Source organism: Bifidobacterium sp. ESL1130 (assembly GCF_058507935.1).
The window spans coordinates 1,224,764-1,244,171 of sequence record NZ_CP196379.1 but is presented as its reverse complement, the minus strand read 5'-3'; the positions used below and the strand labels follow the sequence as shown (position 1 = coordinate 1,244,171).

Genomic DNA, 19,408 nt, shown 5'->3' with positions numbered 1-19,408 from the left:
TTCAAGGCTGCCGGCCGTTCTTGATATTGGAGTGGAATCGTCAGCATACTGCGCTCCTTGGGTGGAACGTGGGCGTACGGGCGATTGCGTCACGAAAGGCGGAGTGGCATGGCATTGTCCGCAGCGATTATTCTGGCGGCTGGAGAGGGTACGCGCATGCGTTCCAACACTCCCAAGGTGTTGCATACATTGGCTGGGAAAACTTTCCTGGAACGTGTCATGGCCGCTGTCTCACACTTGGATCCGGAGACAACCGCTGTGGTGGTGCGGTATCAGGGCGAACGCGTGGCCCAGGCTGCGCTGTCGTATGATGCGGATGCCGTCGTGGTGCAGCAGGACGAGATTCCCGGCACCGGTCGGGCGGTGCAATGTGCCATGGAACAGGTGTCTCAAGCGGGTGCGTTGAGCGGACAGGTGCTGATTGCGGCCAGTGACATGCCGCTGCTGGACAGTGGGACGCTGAATGAACTGTTGCATGCTCACACCGCTGCTGGCAACGGGGCAACGGTGCTCACCGTCAACTTGGAGGATCCGACAGGGTATGGCCGTATTATCCGTGATGATGACGGCAACGTGCTACGCATCGTAGAACAACGTGATGCCAGCGATCAGGAACTTGCAGTGCGAGAGGTAAATACGTCGGTGTATGTGTTTGAAGCCAGTGTGCTTGCCGGCGCCATCGCCGGTCTCAACACTGAGAACGCACAGGCTGAGTTCTACCTGACCGATGCGCTCGAAGCCGCCCGCACGACAGGCAGGGTCGGAGCGTTCGCCGCTCCCGACCCGCTGAGTGTGGAAGGTGTGAACGATCGAGTGCAACTGGCAACCTTAGCCAAACGGCACAATGAGCGAACATGTGAACGTTGGATGAGGGCAGGGGTGACCATCCTCGATCCGAGCACCACGTGGATCGACGACGATGTGGAACTGGAACAGGACGTCACCGTGTTGCCGGGCTGCTTCCTGCAAGGGCATAGCGTTGTCAAGAGCGAAGCGGTCGTCGGCCCCTACACTACGTTGATCGATGCGCGGATTGAAGCAGGAGCTACCGTGGAGCGTTCGCGTGTCCAGGAATCGCATGTGGGTGAGCGTGCCAATATCGGCCCGTGGACGTACATGCGCCCCGGCAATGATCTGGAAGCCGACACCAAGGCCGGAGCGTTCGTAGAGATGAAGAAATCGCATATCGGTGCCGGTACCAAGGTGCCGCATTTGAGTTACATGGGAGATGCCGACTTGGGAGAGCATACCAACGTGGGCGGCGGCACCATCACTGCCAACTACGATGGCGTGCACAAAAGCCATACGCATATCGGTTCGAATGTGCACGTGGGAGCCGGCAACTTGCTGGTGGCGCCGGTGTCGGTCGGGGACGGTGTCACCACTGGTGCAGGCTCGGTGATCAGGCATGACGTGCCGGACGGCAGCATGGCGTACTCCGAGAATTCACAGCATGTGGTGGAAGATTGGAAACCAGCCTGGGAACGCTAGAAACAATGGTTTGGCCGTTGTGAGGCCAAAGCTTAAATTCGCGAACAAGACGATACCTGCAGTATACAAGGAGAATTCATGCCTGCATTATCAAGTTCAGTCGAGGCATTGCGCATCGCAGCCGTTGCTGCGGATCGTGTCAAAGGTGCCGATATCGTGGCGTTCGATGTCACAGGGCCGGTGGCGATCACCGATGCCATGATGATCGTATCCGCGTCAAACGAGCGTCAAGTACTTGCCGTAGCCGAAGAGGTCGAAAAGGATCTGTATCTTAAGTCCGGCAACATCAAACCGATCAGTCGTGAAGGTGTTGAGGATGCCCGCTGGGTGCTGTTGGATTACGGTGATTTCGTCATCCACATCATGCACGAGGAAGACCGCGCCTTCTATGATCTGGAACGGTTGTGGAAAGACTGTCCGGCGATCGACCTTCAGCTGCCCGAACCGCAGGCTCAGGATTGATGGTGCTGACTGACGGTACTACGATGTGACTGTACTTCGATGAGAATACAACTAAGAAGGGCGACCCGCATGGTGTGGGTCGCCCTTCTTAGTATGCGCGGCAAAAGTTACAGCCGCTACTCCAATCAGTCCTTGGAGATGGTGGTGCCGGCCTTGGCTCCAGCGGAGAGGTCTTGAATCTCGGTGATCTCGAGCACCGGGATGACGGCGGGCTTCTTGGTGCCGTTCTTTTCGGCGACCTTGACTTGGCTCTCGTAGATGGCATCGTCGCTGTGCAGCGTCACATTGCCACGGAAGCGGTAGCCGGACTTGGACTCCAAGTTGGCGAAGCACACCACCAGGTCGCTGCCGTCCTCAAGGTTCTTGTAGTGCTGCCCGGCGGTACGCTCGTGGTAGGCCAAGTGGTTGTCGTCGAGCACGAACATCGACATCTTCGGGCCGAGGTCAAGCTGACCATCCTTGCTCGAAGTGGCGATCCACGCGAGGTTGTTGTTGATGAAATCCTTCATTTCTGCGGTTAACGTTGCCATGGCAACTCCTTTCAAGTCGGTCATTGACACCTCTAGTCTACATCCCATCCCTTAAGTTTGAGGATGTTCACTGGAGGCATGTGTGAGCAATGTCACCGGAGGAGGTTTTGTGAAGGTAGCGTCGCATTCAGCGAGTTGCTAAGTTCGTCATCTATGATGAAGCGTGTGAAGAATTTTTTCAAAGGCATCTCCGTAACGCAAGTAAGTGCCGGTGCTCTCGCCGCGGTCACTTCTTTTTTGCTGTCTGCGAAAATAGGCATCGCCGGTTCGGTGATCGGCGTTGCCATTGGCTCTGTGATTTCAGCGGTGGCCTCGCAGATCTATCAGAACGTGTTGAAAGAGTCGAGTAAAAAGCTGCAGACGGCAGCCCCGTTTGTGGATCAGGGCGATGAGGACGAAGCGAATGGCGAGCAGACGACAGTAATCGGAACGTCCGGGCAGTCGGCAAAAAGTGATCATGGCAATGCGTCGGGGTCGACTACCATGATCTTCGCCGGTGAGGGCAGCGACAGTCTCTCCGCTCTGGCGCGTGGCCGAACGGGGGCCGAGCAGGACGCGCAGCAGACGATGGTCGGAAGCTCATACGCTGCCCAGGATGAGACTAAGGGCGATGCGACGCAGCTTATCGGGACTGCCGATGGCGCCGATGCGACGAGGGTCATGCCGGCGGCCGGTTCTGCTGCAGCCTCGCGCACGGCATCGTCGCGCGGTACGGGTGTGAGCCCCACAAACGGTGAGCACGGCGTGCTCTCTGCCTCAAAACAGCGTGAGGTGCAGCAGCGCAATAAGCGTGTAGCCATCATCATCGCGGTAGTTGCCGCCTTGATCGGCGTTGCTGTGACCGCAGGAGTGATTACCTTGCTTACGCAAGGCGAAGGCACTGACCACGTGGTGCGTGATATAGTCAACAACTCGTCTACGCGTACTCCCGATTCCGACAGTGACGGCAAGACGCCGAGCACTGATTCGAATGATGGTGATGGCAAGAGCGGGTCGAGCGACGGGCAAAACAAAACTGAGACCCCCAAGCGCGACGGGAATGCTGACGGTCATCAGCAGAACGGAACGCAGGGGAATACCGGTTCGAGTAGCAGGGAAGGACAGTCCGGACAGTCGAACCATTCCGGCAGTGAAAACGGTACGATCGGCGGTAACGAGTCCGGGAATACGGGCGGTTCGGGATCCTCCAATTCACACGGCTCGACTGGAGGGAATGGCAACTCTTCGGGCTCCAACGGCACGTCGACTCCCACCAATCCCGGGGATGCGGCCAGTGGTGGCGCCTCGTCAGGCAACGGTGCGAACTCCGGGCCCAACGCAGGCGGTTCCTCGTCGGGCGATGGGCAAGGCGAAAACTCGTCGTCAAACCCTAGCAACGGTCAGCAGGGTGGCGTGTCCTCGAACAAACCGGGTACTGTGCAGTGAGCCAACGGTGTTTGGTATTTCTGCGGCACCGAGCTTTGCGTCAAACGCGGAGCGGTGGAAGCTGGGACAGCAGTGGCCGTGTGGTGCTGGATATGCCTTAAAGGGCGTGCGGATGGGTTGTAATCATGAATGTGGTTGCAACCCATCAGCGTTACTGGTGTGTATTGCTGGTGGAGTGGCACAGGCGTCATGGGTGGTGTGATCGGTCTGTGTGCTCGTTGTGCGACACGCCGGTTTTGCGGATATCGGGGGATGGTGTAGACTGATGAAGTCTTCGCAAGGAAGGCAACAAATGAATACGGGGCTATGGCGCAGCTGGTAGCGCATCTCCATGGCATGGAGGGGGTCGAGAGTTCGAATCTCTCTAGCTCCACCCGATATAACAGAACCGCGGAATGTTGATATTCCGCGGTTTTCTTTTACCCTCGAATCGATATAGTAATCGGTGGGATGTGGGTCTTCAGTACGATTGTATGTCTGCTGGATGCCGGTGTGGGTTATGACTAGTTTCTGGCTATGTGATCGCCATATGGCACTGTTACGGTTCCGTTGATTCTGATTTTTTAATGGACAAATAGGTGGACAGGAAACAGCCGACACGGGACTGGATTGGATTATTCGGTTGGCTTGTCTACAAGCCGGATAAAGCACAACTGCATGGCATCGTATCGTCAACATGGTTCATGCCTCCACGTCTCGAAGCAGTTGATCTCTTACTCCCGCAACACCGCGTACCCAAAAGATACACATTCTGACCAATAACCCAATAATCCTCAGTCTGATGCCATATAAGGCCGATGGGGGGGTGAGAGGTTGATCATCGAGATTCTCAAAGGCAACGCTCTGGCATTGGCAGCTCGCGCAGATGACTTAGATGCTGTGGTATATCAGCATACTTGTGTACAGTGGCGTTGAATTGGTGGTTGGCTGAACCGGGTGGGGATGAAGCTGATGTTGGGATGCGTTGGTTTGCATTTGGTGTGGTCATCGTCTTCCTCCTGTTTAGTTGGTGTGCGTGGTTGGTGAAGCGTTGGTGGATATCACGTCACCGGTCTGGTTCACTTAAAAACGAACTTCGCTAACGTGCAGCAGCACGAACCTACACATCATTGTTGTCTCCACTAAGCAGATCAGGGGAAACGTAATTGGCCTATGTTTTGGTTTCTTTTGTCGTTTTCATCTCGCGGTAGAATCCATCTGCAAGCTGTGCTTCCGTCTCGCCCAATCCTCTTGCAAGCCTGCGGAATCTGCCTGCCATCAAATCAGGTGCATTGTAATATTTGAGTATTGTCAGTGACAGAATGTGGACTGCTTTAATCTCATTGCGCGTCATCATGTTGTGACAGCGTATCGTCGATAAGTTGCTGAGCTTGGCGCAGGCAGTTGATTTTCGCCTCTATCTGTCTGCGCTTGGCACGAAGCAGGGCGCGTTCTCGCTCGCAAACGCCCTGATCGTAATCGAGACAATCGCCGATTTTCCCAACCTGATCCATGCTCAGCCCTGCCTCAAGTAGCGCGTGAATACGTAGTGCTCTCGCCACTGAGATATCGTCATAAATCCGGTAACCGTTGGTGTCCCTATGCTCGGAGATTAAGCCATGTTGCGTCCAGTACCTGATTTGGCGCGTGCTCAACCCTGTTTGATGGGCGAGTTCCCCGATGTGCATGATTGTTCCTCTCTATTCGAGTTTCCTGGCTGGGTTCCATGCTTAAGCCGGCTTGCAGCGACGGTTGGTGTTTCGGTGTTCGCCTGGGGCAAATGATGCCGTATCCATTTGACCTTGACACTAGTGTCAACCTATACGCTCGACATGTCAATGATTTCGACATGAGAGGAAACGTTCATGACATCATCCACTAATCCATCCGAAGTTGGGTACGGGGAAGCGGCGAAGCCAAACACCCATATGGGCCTGCTCGCCTTCTGCACGCAGTTCGTCATCGGCACCGACACCTTCCTGACCGCCCCGCTGCTGCCCGTGCTGCAACGCGAGCTCCACATCCCCACGGCCCTTGGCGGCCTGCTGGTCTCGGCCTACGCCATCGGCTTCGTCGTAAGCGCTCTGTTCGCTGGCCCGATCTCCGACGCGCTCGATCGCAAGGCCGTCATCATCGGCGGGGTCACCGGTTTCGCCATTTTCACCTGCCTGTGCGGCTTCGCCTGGAACTTCCCGACGCTCTTCGCCGCCCGGTTCCTTGCCGGCGTGGCGTCCGCGTTCGTCGGCTCGCAGATCTACGCCACCATCCCCGTGGTAGTCGAGCCGAACAAGGTGGTTTCCGCAATGGGATACGCTACCACGGGCTTGGCAGTGGCCCAGGTGCCGGCATCCCGATCGGCTCACTGCTCTCCGTGGCGAACTGGCGCATGCCGTTCTACGTGGTTTCGGGCCTGGCAGTATTGCTCGTCATCGTGCTGGCTGCCATGTTCCCACACGTCCGCCCCGCGGCCGGCACACACATGGGCAATCCGTTCGCGCGGTATTCTGAAGTGCTGCACAACTGCAAACTGCTGCTGTCCCTCTTGGCCTACCTTGTGTTCATGGTCGGCAGCTGGTCGGGCATGACCTACATCAGCTCGTGGCTCACTCGCGATTTCGGCATGTCACAGGCCTGGGCCTCCGGCGCGTTGATGGCCGTGGGCGCAGGCCAGACCATCGGTTCGATCGTCGGCCCGAAGATCGCAGCCAAACTCGGCACCGCACGCTCGCTCGTCGCAGGCGCGCTGGGTATGGGCGTCCCTTACGCATTGACCTTCGTGGCCACCAATGTGTGGTTCGCTGTGGCGTTGCTGGTGCTCGCCCTCATGGCCGCCGGTTTCATGCTGCCGGTCATGATGAACCAGACCCAGCAGCAGACCAGCGCCGCCCGCGGCACCGTTTCCGCACTGACGAACGCCGCCATGTACTTGGGCGTGACCATCGAGGGTGCTATCGCAGGGCCGGTCTTTGCTGCCACCCGCGGGTACCAAGGCATCGCCGTCATTGTGGTGGTCGCCTTCTCGCTATCGATGCTCATCTACGCTGCGGCAGGTGCATTGAAAAAGGATTGATAGGCATGTCTACTAGTTCTTCCCCAAAGGCGTGTCATGTCGTCACACCTTAACGAAACGACGTATTCTGATGAGAATGTCGTGGACTGGCAATGTCATAATTCCAAATTCTATGGGTGTGGGTACATTTCGGCCGGTATTGGGTGGTACGTTGATTGCAGCGTACGCATTAATGCTGTTGAGTGACCGATGTGGGTACAGTTCGTTCATAAATGAGTGTGATATTGATCGAACTGTACCCACTCGTGGGCTCACGGGAGGGGTGCCGCGGGTTGGTCTGTGATGATGGCGGCATATCGGCATTGGATATTGGCTGAGTTGCAGCATTCGGTTCCTTGGCAATGAACGCTCCATGCCCGTTGGTATTCTTTCACCGAGGTTGCTGCACATGCAGCGGCGCGATAGTTGTCCGAACTGCCAGTGCGGTGCCCGAGTGAATCGAGGTTGGTGTGTCGATGTTCCGTGGCCTGTCAGCCAAGGATGTCATGTCGAGGGGAGCCGGCGCCGCCATCTTGCGTGGTGGTGGTCGGGCAACGCATCATGGTCGTATTGGTGCCATCGATGGTTTACGCGCGTTGGCCATTCTTGGCGTGGTGGCATACCACACGCGTCCCTCACTGTTGGATGGCGGGTTCATTGGCGTCACCATTTTCTTCGTTATCTCAGGGTTCCTGACCACGGTCAGCGTGGAGCGTCGCCTCAACTCAGAGCGAGGGCTGGATTACTGGTCGTATCTGTGGCGCAAAGCGAAACGTTTGATGATTCCTGTTCTGGCGATGATTGCGCTGCTGGCCCCTATCCTCTACATCTTCTCTCCGGGTCTACTGCCGAAGTTTCGTGCAGACTCGCTTTCTGCCGCCTTCTTCGTTACCAACGTCACCTACATCGTGCGGCAAGTGTCGTATTTTGCCGCGTCCGGCCTGCCTTCTCCCTTGACGCATCTGTGGTTTGTGGCGCTCATCATGCAGTTCTATGTCTTGTGGCCGATGGTGTTGTGGGCGATGAACTGGTTGCGATGCACCAAAGCGGTGAAGCTGCTGTCCACGGCGCTTTTGGCTGCAGGCTCCACTGCGGTCATGGTATGGCAGGGGGCTGCTGCTCAGGGTGACGCGCACGCGTATTATGGGCTAGATTCGCGCGCTGCTGAGCTACTGATCGGAGCCTTGCTGGCGCTAGTGATGGAAGACCGCGGGCGGAGGTCTGCAAGGACCGAAGAGGGCGGGGCGTTCGCCGCTACCTCAAAACTCGCCCGCATTGCCCTCGGTGTGGCCGGATGGTGTCTGGTCTTGGCGCTGATGGTCATGTACATGACGGTGAACGGTGAGGATGGCGCGCTCTATCAAGGCGGCTACCAGATTGTGGCTCTCGTAGTGGTATTCCTACTGGTGGTGGTGCTTGAACCCACCAACTTGTGCTCACGGGTGCTGGCATCGGCGCCGTTGCAATACTTGGGATCGCGCGCTTTCTCGATTTATCTGGTGCATTACCCGCTGCTCGAGCTGATGAACCCGGCCACACGCATGTCCCGGCCCTCCGCATGGCAGTGGGGAGTGCAGATGCTGGTGATTTGGGGCGCTGCGGAACTGTTTTACCGGGGTGTCGAAGTTGCACGTCAGGCAAAGCGACGCCATGCGGGGGTGCTTGGTGAAATCAGTCTTCCGGCCAAGGTTCTGGCGGTGTTGGGGCTAGTGGTGGTGCTCGTATGCAACGTTGCCCCAAACGGCGTTGACGGCATGGCTGCCAAGCGTTCTCAGTCGTTGCGTGGCACCATGCTTTCACTGTCGGATTTGGGTGCAGCGATTTCAGGGCATCCTGTGGTGCGGCGCTCCCAAGTGCCTGAACCGACGCTGGGACTGCCTCCGCAGCTGGTGCCCAAAGCGGGGAAAGTGCCCTCGAATATCGACGCTGGGCAGTGGACGCTGGACCGGTCCACGGGAGTATGCAGCGCCAATCCTCTCATCATCAGCGATTCGGTGGAGATGGGGGCGCAAAGCTATGTGCAGCAGCTCCTTCCCGCAGCGGTGCAAGACAACAAGGTCGGCCGTGGGTTCAGCGCTGCGCAACCCTTGTATGAGCAGTATGCGAATCAGGGGCGCACGGGCAGCGTGGTGATTGTGGCACTTGGCACCAATGGCCGTATCGCGAACCGAGAACAGGTGGAAAACCTGATCTCTGCGGTGCATGGTCAGCCGTTGTACTTCACTACGGTGCGTGGCCCGGTGGCCTGGCAAGACGACAACAATGAGTTGCTTGTCTCCGTGGCTTCCCGGCACCGCAATGTCGGTGTACTGGACTGGTATGCCGTTAGTGAGAATCATCCGGAATACTTCTACGACGATGGCATCCACCTGACACCGGGGGCTGATGGTGGGCGTCAGGCGTTCGGCAAAATGGTGGTGAGAGGATTGTGCGGCCAATAACGGTAACAATATGATACGCACTGTCAGAAGCGTTGTTTGCCGCGTGTTCAATACCACGACACGCAGAACATGAAATTATTGCAGACCATTCGTCCACATTGGTTCAAAACGGCACAGTTGCACCTTCATCTCCTGCATACTGATGGGCATGGAAGCTCACACAGGCAGGAGAAGCGCGATGAACAGTAAACGGAGGGAATATCGGGAACGGGCAGGACGGATACGCAGACTGCTCAGTTGGCGTGAGGAGATATGGCAACAGCGTACGCGCGCCAGCTATATGGCAATAGTGTTTATGGCGGTCGTGTTGTCACTGTGCGTTACGACTCTGATACCTCAAGGAATCGGAATGACGCAGGCTGTTGTCCATACGAGTCGCGTGCGGCAAATCCGGTGCGGTGTGGCTTCCGTGACGCCCGTGAGTGGGCGTACCGGCGGCAAGGAGTTTCCTTCATCTGGAGATATATTTGCCATAAGCCAGCCAAGAGTGCGTGGGAAGGCGTATGACCATGCGCAGGCTTCCTGCACGGCTGTGATGGCATGGCCTGTGGAACCCCACCAAGTGATGCGACATTTTGAAGCTCCTGAGCAGGAGTGGAGTGCCGGGCATCGAGGTCTCGACCTCGAAGCGCTGCCGGGCACGACGCTGCTTGCGCCAGACGACGGTATCGTCAGCTTCAACGGGGAAGTGGCTGGTAAAAGCGTGGTCAGTCTACAGTCATCCGCCTTCACACTGACTTTTGAGCCAGCTGCCAGCGAGTTGCATGTGGGTGCGAGTGTGCGCAAGCGCATGCCGTTCGCTGTGGTGAGCGGAGGGTCCGACCATTGCCAAGCCTCATGCGTACATTGGGGTGTCAGACGTGAGGAACGGCAATATTACGATCCGGAGAGGTTGGTATCCAACCGAAAAATCGTGCTGAAACCGGCAGACGATGGGTAACTCACAGTCCGGCATCGGCCATGGTGATGTACCCGGGATCGATGAGCTCGTGTTTGAGATTACCGGCGCTCACTGCGACGAGGCCTCTATGAAGCACAGGAACGGTGGATTGGCCGACCTGCTGCATACTGGTGGAGGGAACCTGATCGAGCGGAGTACGGTCGCTGAACGCCAACGCCAATGCGGCCATGTCGCTGGTAATGCCGGTGATGTCCTCCATCCCTGTGGCCCACTGCTTGCCGTCCACAATGTTGGGGATGATGCTGATCGATGAACCGTACCCAGTGACGATAGGCCACGTCAGGTCGCCGCTCTCGTTGGGTTGAGTGGAAGGTGCGGTGGTATTGCCGTTCGTTCCTTTGGCATCGCCCGCTTCGCCGTCGGCAGGAGCACCTGCGACACCGGCATCTTGGGGTTTGGGGACGGCTTGCTTGGTCAAGGTGCGCTTGCCGGTGATGCTGCCCACAATGTTAGGGATGGTGATGTCTGGATTAATGTCGGCTGAACTGCCATGGTATTTCAACGACTGCAATTCGGCGGTCACCGCATCGCTCGTTAAATCGTTCGTTGCGATGATGCCGTCGATGTGTGCGGGGGATGAGGCGCGGTCGCCGGTGGAGCCGGACTGCAGACGCGATCTCAACGCCTCGCGAATCTGCGAGGACTTGCGCGCCTCAAAGGTCAGCGACTTCCAGTCGTCGTTCGTGCTGGACGCGGTGATTAGGCCAGAGGGGCTGTAGGCGCGACCTGACTGGAAATACGGCGCCAATACCGACCAGATACCGCTGAATGCGGCTTTGTTAAACGAGTCTGAGGCTGCAGAAGACGACTTGCTGGCATCTTGTGACTGAGCAGAGGAGGATTTGTCTGATGATTTATCAGAGGACTTGGCGTCATCCGACGCACTTTTCTGGTCGCCCGCATCCGCCGGCAACAGCACCTCGATGGCTTTGGGATGGTTTGCTGTGGTGTTGTCCAATGCCAGCTTGCTGACCAGCTGACTGGCCTGCAGCGCGCCAATCTCCTCGGGCGTGGACAGGCTCACATAGGCATCAGGCGTGAAATCGGCAACCTGTGAAGCGATGAGTGTGACATGTGCTCCTGCTTTGTGCGCTTTTCCAAGCGTCTGAGCCAGTCTTTGCTCTTCGTGTTGCCGTTTCGTTGCGGTATCGGCTTGAGACGGTTCCTGTTGTGTTGTGCTGCCCTCGCCGCTGCTTGACGCGGTTGGGAGTGTTGACTGTGCATTGCTCACATAGTCGCCGTATTGGCGCACCGTAGCACTTTGGGACTGTGCCTGAGCCGGCGCCACAAACAAGGTGGTGCGGCGGGCTGCAGCCTCGCCGACAAGATGATGTTCCACATAATCTTCCAGGTCGTCGTTCTGCTTGGCTTGCGACGGTGAGGTCTTCTGTACGATGGCGTCTTTGGCCAGACCTGCTTTACGTAGCGCAGAGACCAACCGGGGGGCGAAAGCCGTCCACTTGTTCAAAGGGGTGTGCTGGGAGATGGTAATGCTGTCGGAGGGGATGAACACGGCAGCTTGTGCGTTGCTGGCAGATGCAGCGTCTACGTTTGGGGTTTCTGCGGCGTTCACGGTGGGACTTTGTCCGCAGGCCGCCAGAGTAGCCACCATGACACAGGCCATGAGCAAGGTGGATACCCGGCGGCGGGAGCGTGAGCTTGGTACTGTCATCCCTGTTTCCTCCGACCTCGTACTGGAATCAGCCTGATTCTATCTCGAGGGGAATATAGCCGGTTTGTGCAGCCTCATTTTCCGCCGTTTTCGTCACGCCTGAGCACTACTCTTGCAAGCATGAGTGAAGCAATTGAAATCGGCCTCGGCAAAAAGAGCCGTCGCGCTTATTCCCTCGACGACATCGCCATCGTGCCTTCGCGTAGGACAAGAGACCCACAGGCGGTCTCGACGGCTTGGCAAATCGATGCATATGAGTTCGATGTGCCGGTGCTGGCAGCTCCCATGGATTCGGTCACCAGTCCTCAGACCGCTATTGCCATGGGTGAGCTCGGCGCTCTTGGTGTGCTTGATCTGGAAGGCTTGTGGACCCGGTATGAGGATCCGCAGCCGTTGCTGGATGAGATCGTGCGTTTGGATCGCGATCAGGCGGTTGCGCGCATGCAGGAGATTTATGCGGAACCGATCAAACCTGAACTCATCGAGGCGCGTTTGCAGGAGATTCGTGCGGCTGGTGTCACGGTGGCCGGAGCGTTGTCTCCGCAGCATACCCAGGAGTTCTATAAGACCGTGGTGCGGTCCGGTGTGGATCTGTTTGTGATTCGTGGCACCGCGGTTTCGGCTGAACATGTGTCGTACGACCATGAGCCGTTGAACCTCAAACAGTTCATCTACGACCTCGATGTGCCGGTCATTGTTGGCGGTGCGGCGAGCTATGCTGCGGCCCTGCATTTGATGCGTACCGGTGCTGCGGGTGTGCTGGTCGGCTTTGGAGGGGGAGCGGTCTCTTCCACGAACGACACATTGGGCGTGCAGGCTCCGTTGGCTACCGCCATCGCCGATGTGGCCGAAGCGCGGCGTGACTACATGGACGAGTCCGGCGGCCGTTACGTGCAGCTCATTGCCGACGGCGGCATGGGAACATCGGGCAGCTTCATCAAGGCTCTTGCTCTTGGTGCGGACGCGGTGATGCTTGGCGTTCCCTTGGCGCGTGCCACTGAGGCTCCTGGGCAGGGCATGCATTGGGGTGCCGAGGCTCGTCATCCTACGTTGCCACGCGGTTTCCGTACCGACGTGGGCACGGTGGCACCGCTCGAGCAGATACTCTATGGTCCCAGTCATAATGCGGACGGGACGGCCAACTTTATCGGAGCGCTGCGCCGCACCATGGCCACAACGGGCTATTTGGATGTAAAAAGCTTCCAGAAGTGCGAGGTTGACGTAATTGGTGCGGGCATCCGATAAGCACATGCGAAAATAAGCATTGAAATTTTCCATGTCACGTTGCTTATCGTGCTCCCATCTGGTGTGATGAAATCCCGGCGCTCGTGTTGCGCCGGGCATACCACCTGCAAAGGCGGCACGACCGGGGAGTAGCGCATGACAGGAACAGCAGGCACCAGCAAGGCGGATGAGGGCTGCCGTGACGTCCTTGCGCTCACAGATGGTGGCGTGGCACAGCCGCCCATGGGAGTTTCGCTTGGCTCTGCTGCCGCGTCTTCAGTGGTTTCACAGCAGCGCAATGGGTTGCCGCAGTGCGACGGGTATATTCAAGTAGAGCTTTCCTCGGCTCCGATACCATACCACTTCGCCTATTGTTTCCAGGCGTTGATTGATCCAGATCAGTGCGACCGTTTTGCCATGCACGCGTGCAGGGTAGCCTGCACCGTGGTGGATGTGGTGCGCCAGCGTGTGCCTGGGCGTACACTCAACCGGCAGCTGACCGGCACGTGCATCAGCAAGCTGGAGACTATGGCATGGCTGGTGGCCAACCACCTCAACAACCATCCCGAACAACGCAACGAACTGAGCTACCTGCCGGTAATGCCGACGCTGGTCAACGGCATGATGATCAGTCCGACCACGTTCGAGATCGCGGTACGTCTGCGCATCAGTCGCGCTGAATATTGGGTTACGCTGGTGCTGAAACTCGACGGTACACGTTGGGTGTGCACGTTGGCGGACTTGGGATGAGACAAAAGAAAAGGTGGGGATGCAACCTTGCGATTGCAACCCCACCTTAAACACCGGCCCGAAAGGGCTCAGCTTTACAGCGCGTTGACGGCGAGCGCCAGGCTCGACTTGCGGTTCGCGGCCTGATTCTTGTGAATCACACCGGCACCGGCGGCCTTGTCGAGCTTCTGTCCGGCGACTTTGAACGCAGCCTGTGCTGCAGCCTTGTCTCCGGTCTCGACGGCCTCGCGGGTCTTGCGAATCGCGGTCTTGAGACCGGACTTCACTGCCACGTTGCGCTTGTGCGCCTTCTCATTGGTGATGACGCGCTTCTTCTGCGACTTAATGTTTGCCACATCTACTCCAAACAACGGTTACGACTTTAAGGACATACAAGGTTTAATATACCATGTCCCCGCGCCGAACGGTTTCATGGGCTTACGCCAAGTCACACAGCGGTGGTGCCGCCATCCACCAGAAGCTCTGTGCCAGTAATATAGCTTGCTTCGTCGGAAGCGAGGAACAGCACTGCGTAGGAGACTTCCTTGGGCTCGGCCATACGCTTCAAAGGTATTTGGCCAACCATCTCTTCCGTGACGCGTTTGCCTTCACCTCCGCGAGCCATGATTTCGTCGATCATGTGGGTGCGGATCACGCCGGGGTGAATGGAATTGACACGAATATGGTCGCTGGCATACTCAAGTGCGGCGCTCTTGGTCATGCCGCGAACCGCGAATTTTGTGGCGTTGTAAGCCAGGCCGCCGGCTTGCCCGACAAAGCCGGAAACCGAGGAGATGTTGACGATGGATCCCTGGCCGGCCTTGCGCATGGATGGAATGACATGCTTGATGCCGTAGAAGACCGAGGATTCGTTAAGCGCCACGACCTTCTGCCATTGGGCATCGTTCATTTCCTCGGACTTGCTGCTGTAGCTCATGCCGGCGTTGTTGACCAGTACGGTGACCGGACCGAAGGCACGTTCGCTCTCTTCGACGACGTGCGCCCAGTCTTCCTCGCTGGTGACGTCATGCTTGACGAACAGGGCGTTGGGGCCAAGCTCCTCGGCCAGTTGCTGCCCTTTCTCTTCTTGGATGTCGGTGAGTACCACCTTGGCGCCCTCCTCAACGAAGAGACGTGCGTGTGCGGCGCCCATACCATCCGCGCCGCCGGTGACAATGGCTACTTTTCCTGTTAGACGTTCAGACATCTTTGTTCCTTTCTTGTGCCGTACCACGGCGTTGAGTCACGGTACATGGCTTCGTGCTGCTGCATTGCAGAGCGGAGTTGTTCTCATGATACCAGTGTTTTGCTGGATGACGAGCGGAACTCAGGTTTTGGATGGAAATCAAGTTAGATAGGGTGCTTGCTGAGAGCAGGAACGCCGTGAGCTTCCCTTTTGCGAACGTATGCAGTAGGTTGGAGCACAGTAGGGTAACGATGGCGCTGTCTGTGAGGAAGGAACACGTATGACGAATGCAGGGATCAGAGATGTAGCCAAGGCTGCGGGGGTTTCTATTTCGACGGTTTCGCGCGCATTCACACGCCCGGACCTGGTGTCGGACAAGACGCGGCAAAAGGTGTTGGAGACCGCTGACAGTCTGGATTTCAACATATCCCGTTCCGCCACAACGCTCAAGTCGGGCCAAACCTACCGTGTGGCCATGCTGATGAACGAGGAGATTACCAGCTGGTTCAATACGCAGGTGTTTGCCGGAATCGAATCGGTGATGCATCCTGCCGGCTACGACATCTCGCTGTTTCAGCACGTTGACACTGCGGAAAACCGACGTGATTTTTTTGATAACCTACCGGTCAGACGCAATGTGGATGCGGTATTCGTGGCTTCGTTCGCGGTGGCGCGCCATGAGGTGGAAAGACTCGAGCGTATCCATGTGCCGATTGTGGGTATCAACACCCCCAGCGTCAAAGGGTTCGACGCGGCGGTGAGCATTGATGATGAGCAGGGCATGTATACGGCGGCACAGCATCTCATCAATCTCGGGCACCGCCATATCGTCTATGTGTGTTCGCAAAGCAATTCCATCAATTCCAGTATCGACAAGCGCACGAGCGGGTTCGTAAAGGCGTGCGAGGCGGCCTCGGAACGGGATTTGCAATGGGAGGTGCTTGAGGTGCCACGTGGGCGCGATTTTGCCGACTCGGCCTTGGCGGCCCTGCTTGGGCTGTCGCATTTTCCTGACGCCATCTGCTGCCAGACCGATATGATGGCCATACCGGTGCTGCTGAAACTGCGCAAGTACGGGCATATCAGCCCGCAGGATTACTCGATTATCGGCTTTGATGACAGTCCTAACGCCGATACTGTCGACCTGACCACTATGCGACAGGATCCCAAGGAGATGGGGCAGTGGGCAGCCAAACAGGCGCTCGACCTCATTGCCGGCAACAGTCTGGTCGAACCGTTCCGTACGGTTCGACCGCAACTGGTGCTGCGAGGCACTGACGCCACCTTCGATCGCGGTTGAACGGCAGTGGGCATAAGCCGTCCATGTACTACATCACTGTTATCGCACATACCAGCAGTATGAGAGGGTATGAGGCATAAAACGCGTATTTGACGAAGCTGTGCTTCCGGTCGTATCCCAGCTCCTCGTTACGCCAATGCAGTGCCACCACGCCAAAAGCCGGAGTGACGCCAAACAGGGCGCCCAACAAGCCGGCACCGAACATCATGACGGTTTCGGTGCGGCACAGATAGAAGATAAGACAGCATGCCAAAGTGAGCACACCGAGGTTGATGAACTGCTGACGCACACCCACCCGGCATATCAGCATCCAGGCAAATCCGGCCGCCGTCACCAGCACCTGCACGAGTCGCCTCTGACTGGCCGGCAGCGATCTCGCCCAACGGATGGCCGCCAGCACAACCAGGCTTACCAAGAGAGCGAACGTCGGGTTCTGCGAACTCCAGTCCACGCTCGTGCCGGTGGTGGTGAGGTCGTAAGGCACTTCGGCGAGCAGGGCCAAGACCAGCAGGCTTGCCATGTATCGACCTAGGTTGCGGGTATGACGAAGTCCCTGAACCAACAGCCAGGAATACAGGGGAGCGGCTGCCCATAGCAGACTTTCGCTCACCACGGTGAGCGTGAGCCCGGTCATGGTCATTTGGCTTGCATCGGATCGCAACGCGGCCCCTGAACCAGCGGTGCCGGCCAATGCCGGAATCATGGTGGTGCCGAGAGTGCCGACAGCCAGCAGTGCGGTTGCGATTATCTTGATACGAAAGTCGGAGAGACCGCGCCGCCGTGCCCGGCGTATACCGGTGCCGTCTGCGCTACGTTGTCTGCTGGTGTTCCTGCTCATTGTCTCTCCTTGTGGCTGGTGACGTTCGTATCATATCGTCGCCGGTGGCGGTCACTTTTGTATCCAAGTAGATAACCTCCGAGACGAGTTTCCTGTGCGACGCTCAGCCTACATGATAAACACCGCGAAGCTCTGCGGTCCGATCAGCAATGCGTCGTCCAGAGGCTGCACCGTTCCGAGGGCGGTCGCGGCTCGGACAGCCGCATGCATACGGACGTTCTCCGGTAGCTTCACCTGCTCTTCGCGAGTGCCCGGGTTGAGTGCCACGAGCACCCGCCGGTCATCGTCGGTAGCATGATCTGAGAAGCGCTCGTATACCAAGGAACGCCCCTCGCTTGCCGCGGCCAAGACCTGCAACTGCGCGCCGGCATCAAGCGCGCGCACGGTATCGCGTAGGTGCAGCAGCGATTTCACCCAATTCAGCATGGAATCGCTCTCGCCGCTCTGATCGGCTACCGTTGCAGTGGTTCGTTCATCTTCCACCGGCAAGTACAGTTGGCTGGCAGGCGCCGTGGAGAAGCCGAGGTTGGCGCTATGATCCCACTGCATGGGGGTACGACTGCCGGTGCGCGAGAACCCGCCCTCTTTGGTGTGCAGCTTGCGGTAGCTCATGCCCAGCTCGTCGCCGTAATATACAAACGGTACGCCGGGCAAGGTGAGCAGCATGCCGTAGGCCACCTTGCGCTCGCGCTCGCTCAGACGGGGCGCCAGTCGGGGGGTGTCGTGGTTGCAGGTGATGAGGCTGAAGTAACCGCCGAGCTGTTGCGCATCCTCAAGCCGTGGCAAGTATTCATTGAGGAATCGTGTGGCGCTTTGACCGCTGTCGGCATTGAAGTAGCTGGCGTCGCCCTGCCGGCTTAACGGGTCGTCGGTGTCGCGCGCCATCATGGCGTAGCCGTTGGGATTGCCGTCCCAACGCCAGTCCAGGTAGAAATCCATGTCGAACCCAGCCTGCAGTGCCTGCTCGGGTACGCCCCATTCCGAAACGAAAGCGGAGTTCGGGTAATCGTTCTTGACCGTGGTGAACATGCGCTGCCAGGCCTTGATCGTTTCCGGCTTGTCGTCGCCGTCGTTCTTGACCAGCGAGTTGGCCATGTCGACCCGGAACCCGTCGCAGCCCAGGGCGAGCCAATATTCCATGACGTCAATCATGGCCTGCTGGGTGCTTAATGCTGCAGGGGAGTCCGGAGGCGTCTGCCAAGGCTTGTCTAGATGGGCAAATCCATAGTTCAGCGCTGGCTGGCATTTGAAGAAGTTGAGAATATAGGCGCCGTCGCGCTCGCTTTCGCCTCCGATGAACGGCATGGAGTAGCCTTCCATCGCGCTGCCGGTCCAAATATAACGGTCTGAGTATTCGTTGTGTTCCGGTCTGCGGCTCTGCTGGAACCATTCATGCTCTTCGCTGGTGTGGCCTGGCACCAGGTCAAGCAGCACGTGCATGCCGCGTTCGTGAGCCATGGCAAACAGTCGCACCAAATCGTCGTTGGTGCCGTAGCGGGGGGCTACCTTGCGGTAATCAAGCACATCGTATCCGGCATCTTTGAAGGGAGAGTCGAAGCACGGGTTGATCCACAGTGCGTTGCATCCCAAGTCTTTGATGTAATCGAGTTTTGAGCAAATGCCTGGGATGTCGCCGATGCCGTCACCATTGCTGTCGGCAAAGCTCTGCGGATATATCTCGTAGAATCTGGCTTCTTCCAGCCACTTCGGGCGAGGCGGCAGCGTGTGTTCTCGGTTGCGATGCGGGTCCGGTTGTGGTTGAGGTGTTGCCTGAGGTGTCGGTGTCTGCTGTTGTGGCTGCTGCGCCTGCTGTCGCTGTTTCTGTGAGGTTTCGCTCATCGTCGTTCCTTAACTCCGGTGTTGTGGTGTTCGTCGTCGAACCGGTGTGGCCTGTATCTGGTGGCGTTGTTGCCAGTCTACATACTACAGGATTATGCAAACGCTAGCAGACCGGTGTTTTCTGTACGCTATGATGCGCGTGTTCTGTATCCCGCAAAAGGCGAAATATGGCGTATAGCGGCGAAGAGAAGGGTATGGGAGAGAAGGAATTCTTTTGTTTGTGGCGTCAGATGTCATATGAATTTGCATACGTTTGCAAAACCGTGTACACTGCTGACTTAG

Annotated in this window: 16 protein-coding genes, 1 tRNA gene and 1 pseudogene; 10 read left to right on the top strand and 8 right to left on the bottom strand. The window is 57.6% G+C overall.

Annotated features, from left to right (window positions below; translation table 11 throughout):
- Positions 1-108 precede the first annotated feature (108 nt).
- Positions 109-1,491 (top strand): bifunctional UDP-N-acetylglucosamine diphosphorylase/glucosamine-1-phosphate N-acetyltransferase GlmU, encoded by a 1,383-nt coding sequence (glmU, locus tag ACSYSO_RS04885; protein WP_489760967.1) that lies wholly within the window; start codon positions 109-111, stop codon positions 1,489-1,491.
- 78 nt (positions 1,492-1,569) lie between these two features.
- Positions 1,570-1,953, top strand: a complete 384-nt coding sequence (gene rsfS, locus ACSYSO_RS04880) for a ribosome silencing factor (protein WP_489760966.1) — start codon at positions 1,570-1,572, stop codon at positions 1,951-1,953.
- A 125-nt stretch (positions 1,954-2,078) separates the two neighbouring features.
- Here the strand turns inward: rsfS and ACSYSO_RS04875 are convergent, their stop codons facing one another.
- The gene (locus ACSYSO_RS04875; RefSeq protein ID WP_489760965.1) at positions 2,079-2,483 is read right to left on the bottom strand and encodes a pyridoxamine 5'-phosphate oxidase family protein; all 405 of its coding nucleotides are present in this window, start codon (positions 2,481-2,483) and stop codon (positions 2,079-2,081) included.
- Between the two features lie 165 nt (positions 2,484-2,648).
- On the opposite strand from ACSYSO_RS04875, the gene ACSYSO_RS04870 reads away from it, so the two are divergent.
- Both ACSYSO_RS04870 and ACSYSO_RS04865 read left to right on the top strand, forming a co-directional pair.
- Positions 2,649-3,908, top strand: a complete 1,260-nt coding sequence (locus tag ACSYSO_RS04870; RefSeq protein ID WP_489760964.1) for a hypothetical protein — start codon at positions 2,649-2,651, stop codon at positions 3,906-3,908.
- A gap of 300 nt (positions 3,909-4,208) precedes the next feature.
- Positions 4,209-4,281 (top strand) — tRNA-Ala (locus ACSYSO_RS04865).
- Between the two features lie 777 nt (positions 4,282-5,058).
- On the opposite strand, the gene ACSYSO_RS04860 is transcribed toward ACSYSO_RS04865, so the two are convergent.
- Positions 5,059-5,244: a hypothetical protein gene (locus ACSYSO_RS04860; protein WP_489760963.1), complete on the bottom strand. Its 186-nt coding sequence runs from the start codon at positions 5,242-5,244 to the stop codon at positions 5,059-5,061.
- On the bottom strand, positions 5,228-5,575 hold the full coding sequence (locus ACSYSO_RS04855; protein ID WP_489760962.1) for a MerR family transcriptional regulator: 348 nt from the start codon (positions 5,573-5,575) through the stop codon (positions 5,228-5,230). Before ACSYSO_RS04855 ends, ACSYSO_RS04860 begins: the two co-directional genes overlap by 17 nt.
- Before the next feature lie 177 nt (positions 5,576-5,752).
- Here ACSYSO_RS04855 and ACSYSO_RS04850 point away from each other — a divergent pair.
- From ACSYSO_RS04850 to ACSYSO_RS04840, 3 genes and pseudogenes are all read left to right on the top strand, one after another.
- Positions 5,753-6,957 (top strand): annotated as a pseudogene (locus tag ACSYSO_RS04850) (MFS transporter).
- Between the two features lie 485 nt (positions 6,958-7,442).
- Positions 7,443-9,377 (top strand): acyltransferase family protein, encoded by a 1,935-nt coding sequence (locus ACSYSO_RS04845; RefSeq protein ID WP_489760961.1) that lies wholly within the window; start codon positions 7,443-7,445, stop codon positions 9,375-9,377.
- A 565-nt stretch (positions 9,378-9,942) separates the two neighbouring features.
- On the top strand, positions 9,943-10,317 hold the full coding sequence (locus ACSYSO_RS04840) for a peptidoglycan DD-metalloendopeptidase family protein (RefSeq protein WP_489760960.1): 375 nt from the start codon (positions 9,943-9,945) through the stop codon (positions 10,315-10,317).
- A 1-nt stretch (position 10,318) separates the two neighbouring features.
- Here ACSYSO_RS04840 and ACSYSO_RS04835 read toward each other — a convergent pair whose 3' ends face one another.
- The gene (locus ACSYSO_RS04835) at positions 10,319-12,010 is read right to left on the bottom strand and encodes a type 1 periplasmic-binding domain-containing protein (protein WP_489760959.1); all 1,692 of its coding nucleotides are present in this window, start codon (positions 12,008-12,010) and stop codon (positions 10,319-10,321) included.
- Positions 12,011-12,130: 120 nt separating this feature from the next.
- Here ACSYSO_RS04835 and ACSYSO_RS04830 point away from each other — a divergent pair, with 120 nt between their 5' ends.
- On the top strand, positions 12,131-13,255 hold the full coding sequence (locus tag ACSYSO_RS04830) for a GuaB3 family IMP dehydrogenase-related protein (protein ID WP_489760958.1): 1,125 nt from the start codon (positions 12,131-12,133) through the stop codon (positions 13,253-13,255).
- 135 nt (positions 13,256-13,390) lie between these two features.
- Positions 13,391-13,984, top strand: coding sequence for a hypothetical protein (locus ACSYSO_RS04825; RefSeq protein ID WP_489760957.1), 594 nt, complete (start codon positions 13,391-13,393; stop codon positions 13,982-13,984).
- 74 nt (positions 13,985-14,058) lie between these two features.
- On the opposite strand, the gene rpsT is transcribed toward ACSYSO_RS04825, so the two are convergent.
- Together rpsT and ACSYSO_RS04815 are read right to left on the bottom strand one after the other, a co-directional pair.
- Complete coding sequence (gene rpsT, locus ACSYSO_RS04820; protein ID WP_489760956.1) at positions 14,059-14,319, bottom strand: 30S ribosomal protein S20; 261 nt, start codon at positions 14,317-14,319, stop codon at positions 14,059-14,061.
- A gap of 92 nt (positions 14,320-14,411) precedes the next feature.
- The gene (locus ACSYSO_RS04815; RefSeq protein WP_489760955.1) at positions 14,412-15,170 is read right to left on the bottom strand and encodes an SDR family NAD(P)-dependent oxidoreductase; all 759 of its coding nucleotides are present in this window, start codon (positions 15,168-15,170) and stop codon (positions 14,412-14,414) included.
- 259 nt (positions 15,171-15,429) lie between these two features.
- Here ACSYSO_RS04815 and ACSYSO_RS04810 point away from each other — a divergent pair, with 259 nt between their 5' ends.
- Complete coding sequence (locus tag ACSYSO_RS04810; protein WP_489760954.1) at positions 15,430-16,449, top strand: LacI family DNA-binding transcriptional regulator; 1,020 nt, start codon at positions 15,430-15,432, stop codon at positions 16,447-16,449.
- Between the two features lie 28 nt (positions 16,450-16,477).
- Here ACSYSO_RS04810 and ACSYSO_RS04805 read toward each other — a convergent pair whose 3' ends face one another.
- Both ACSYSO_RS04805 and ACSYSO_RS04800 read right to left on the bottom strand, forming a co-directional pair.
- On the bottom strand, positions 16,478-17,287 hold the full coding sequence (locus tag ACSYSO_RS04805) for a TraX family protein (RefSeq protein WP_489760953.1): 810 nt from the start codon (positions 17,285-17,287) through the stop codon (positions 16,478-16,480).
- Positions 17,288-17,395: 108 nt separating this feature from the next.
- A complete protein-coding gene (locus tag ACSYSO_RS04800; RefSeq protein ID WP_491701614.1) occupies positions 17,396-19,126 on the bottom strand; it encodes an alpha-amylase family glycosyl hydrolase in 1,731 nt (576 codons plus the stop codon).
- Positions 19,127-19,408: the final 282 nt, after the last annotated feature.

Coding starts and splice junctions, on each gene's coding strand:
- glmU (WP_489760967.1), top strand. CDS start 109: ATGGCATTGTCCGCAGCGATTATTCTGGCGGCTGGAGAGGGTACGCGC.
- rsfS (WP_489760966.1), top strand. CDS start 1,570: ATGCCTGCATTATCAAGTTCAGTCGAGGCATTGCGCATCGCAGCCGTT.
- ACSYSO_RS04875 (WP_489760965.1), bottom strand. CDS start 2,483: ATGGCAACGTTAACCGCAGAAATGAAGGATTTCATCAACAACAACCTC.
- ACSYSO_RS04860 (WP_489760963.1), bottom strand. CDS start 5,244: ATGATGACGCGCAATGAGATTAAAGCAGTCCACATTCTGTCACTGACA.
- ACSYSO_RS04855 (WP_489760962.1), bottom strand. CDS start 5,575: ATGCACATCGGGGAACTCGCCCATCAAACAGGGTTGAGCACGCGCCAA.
- ACSYSO_RS04845 (WP_489760961.1), top strand. CDS start 7,443: ATGTCGAGGGGAGCCGGCGCCGCCATCTTGCGTGGTGGTGGTCGGGCA.
- ACSYSO_RS04840 (WP_489760960.1), top strand. CDS start 9,943: ATGCGACATTTTGAAGCTCCTGAGCAGGAGTGGAGTGCCGGGCATCGA.
- ACSYSO_RS04835 (WP_489760959.1), bottom strand. CDS start 12,010: ATGACAGTACCAAGCTCACGCTCCCGCCGCCGGGTATCCACCTTGCTC.
- ACSYSO_RS04830 (WP_489760958.1), top strand. CDS start 12,131: ATGAGTGAAGCAATTGAAATCGGCCTCGGCAAAAAGAGCCGTCGCGCT.
- ACSYSO_RS04825 (WP_489760957.1), top strand. CDS start 13,391: ATGACAGGAACAGCAGGCACCAGCAAGGCGGATGAGGGCTGCCGTGAC.
- ACSYSO_RS04815 (WP_489760955.1), bottom strand. CDS start 15,170: ATGTCTGAACGTCTAACAGGAAAAGTAGCCATTGTCACCGGCGGCGCG.
- ACSYSO_RS04810 (WP_489760954.1), top strand. CDS start 15,430: ATGACGAATGCAGGGATCAGAGATGTAGCCAAGGCTGCGGGGGTTTCT.
- ACSYSO_RS04805 (WP_489760953.1), bottom strand. CDS start 17,287: ATGAGCAGGAACACCAGCAGACAACGTAGCGCAGACGGCACCGGTATA.
- ACSYSO_RS04800 (WP_491701614.1), bottom strand. CDS start 19,126: ATGAGCGAAACCTCACAGAAACAGCGACAGCAGGCGCAGCAGCCACAA.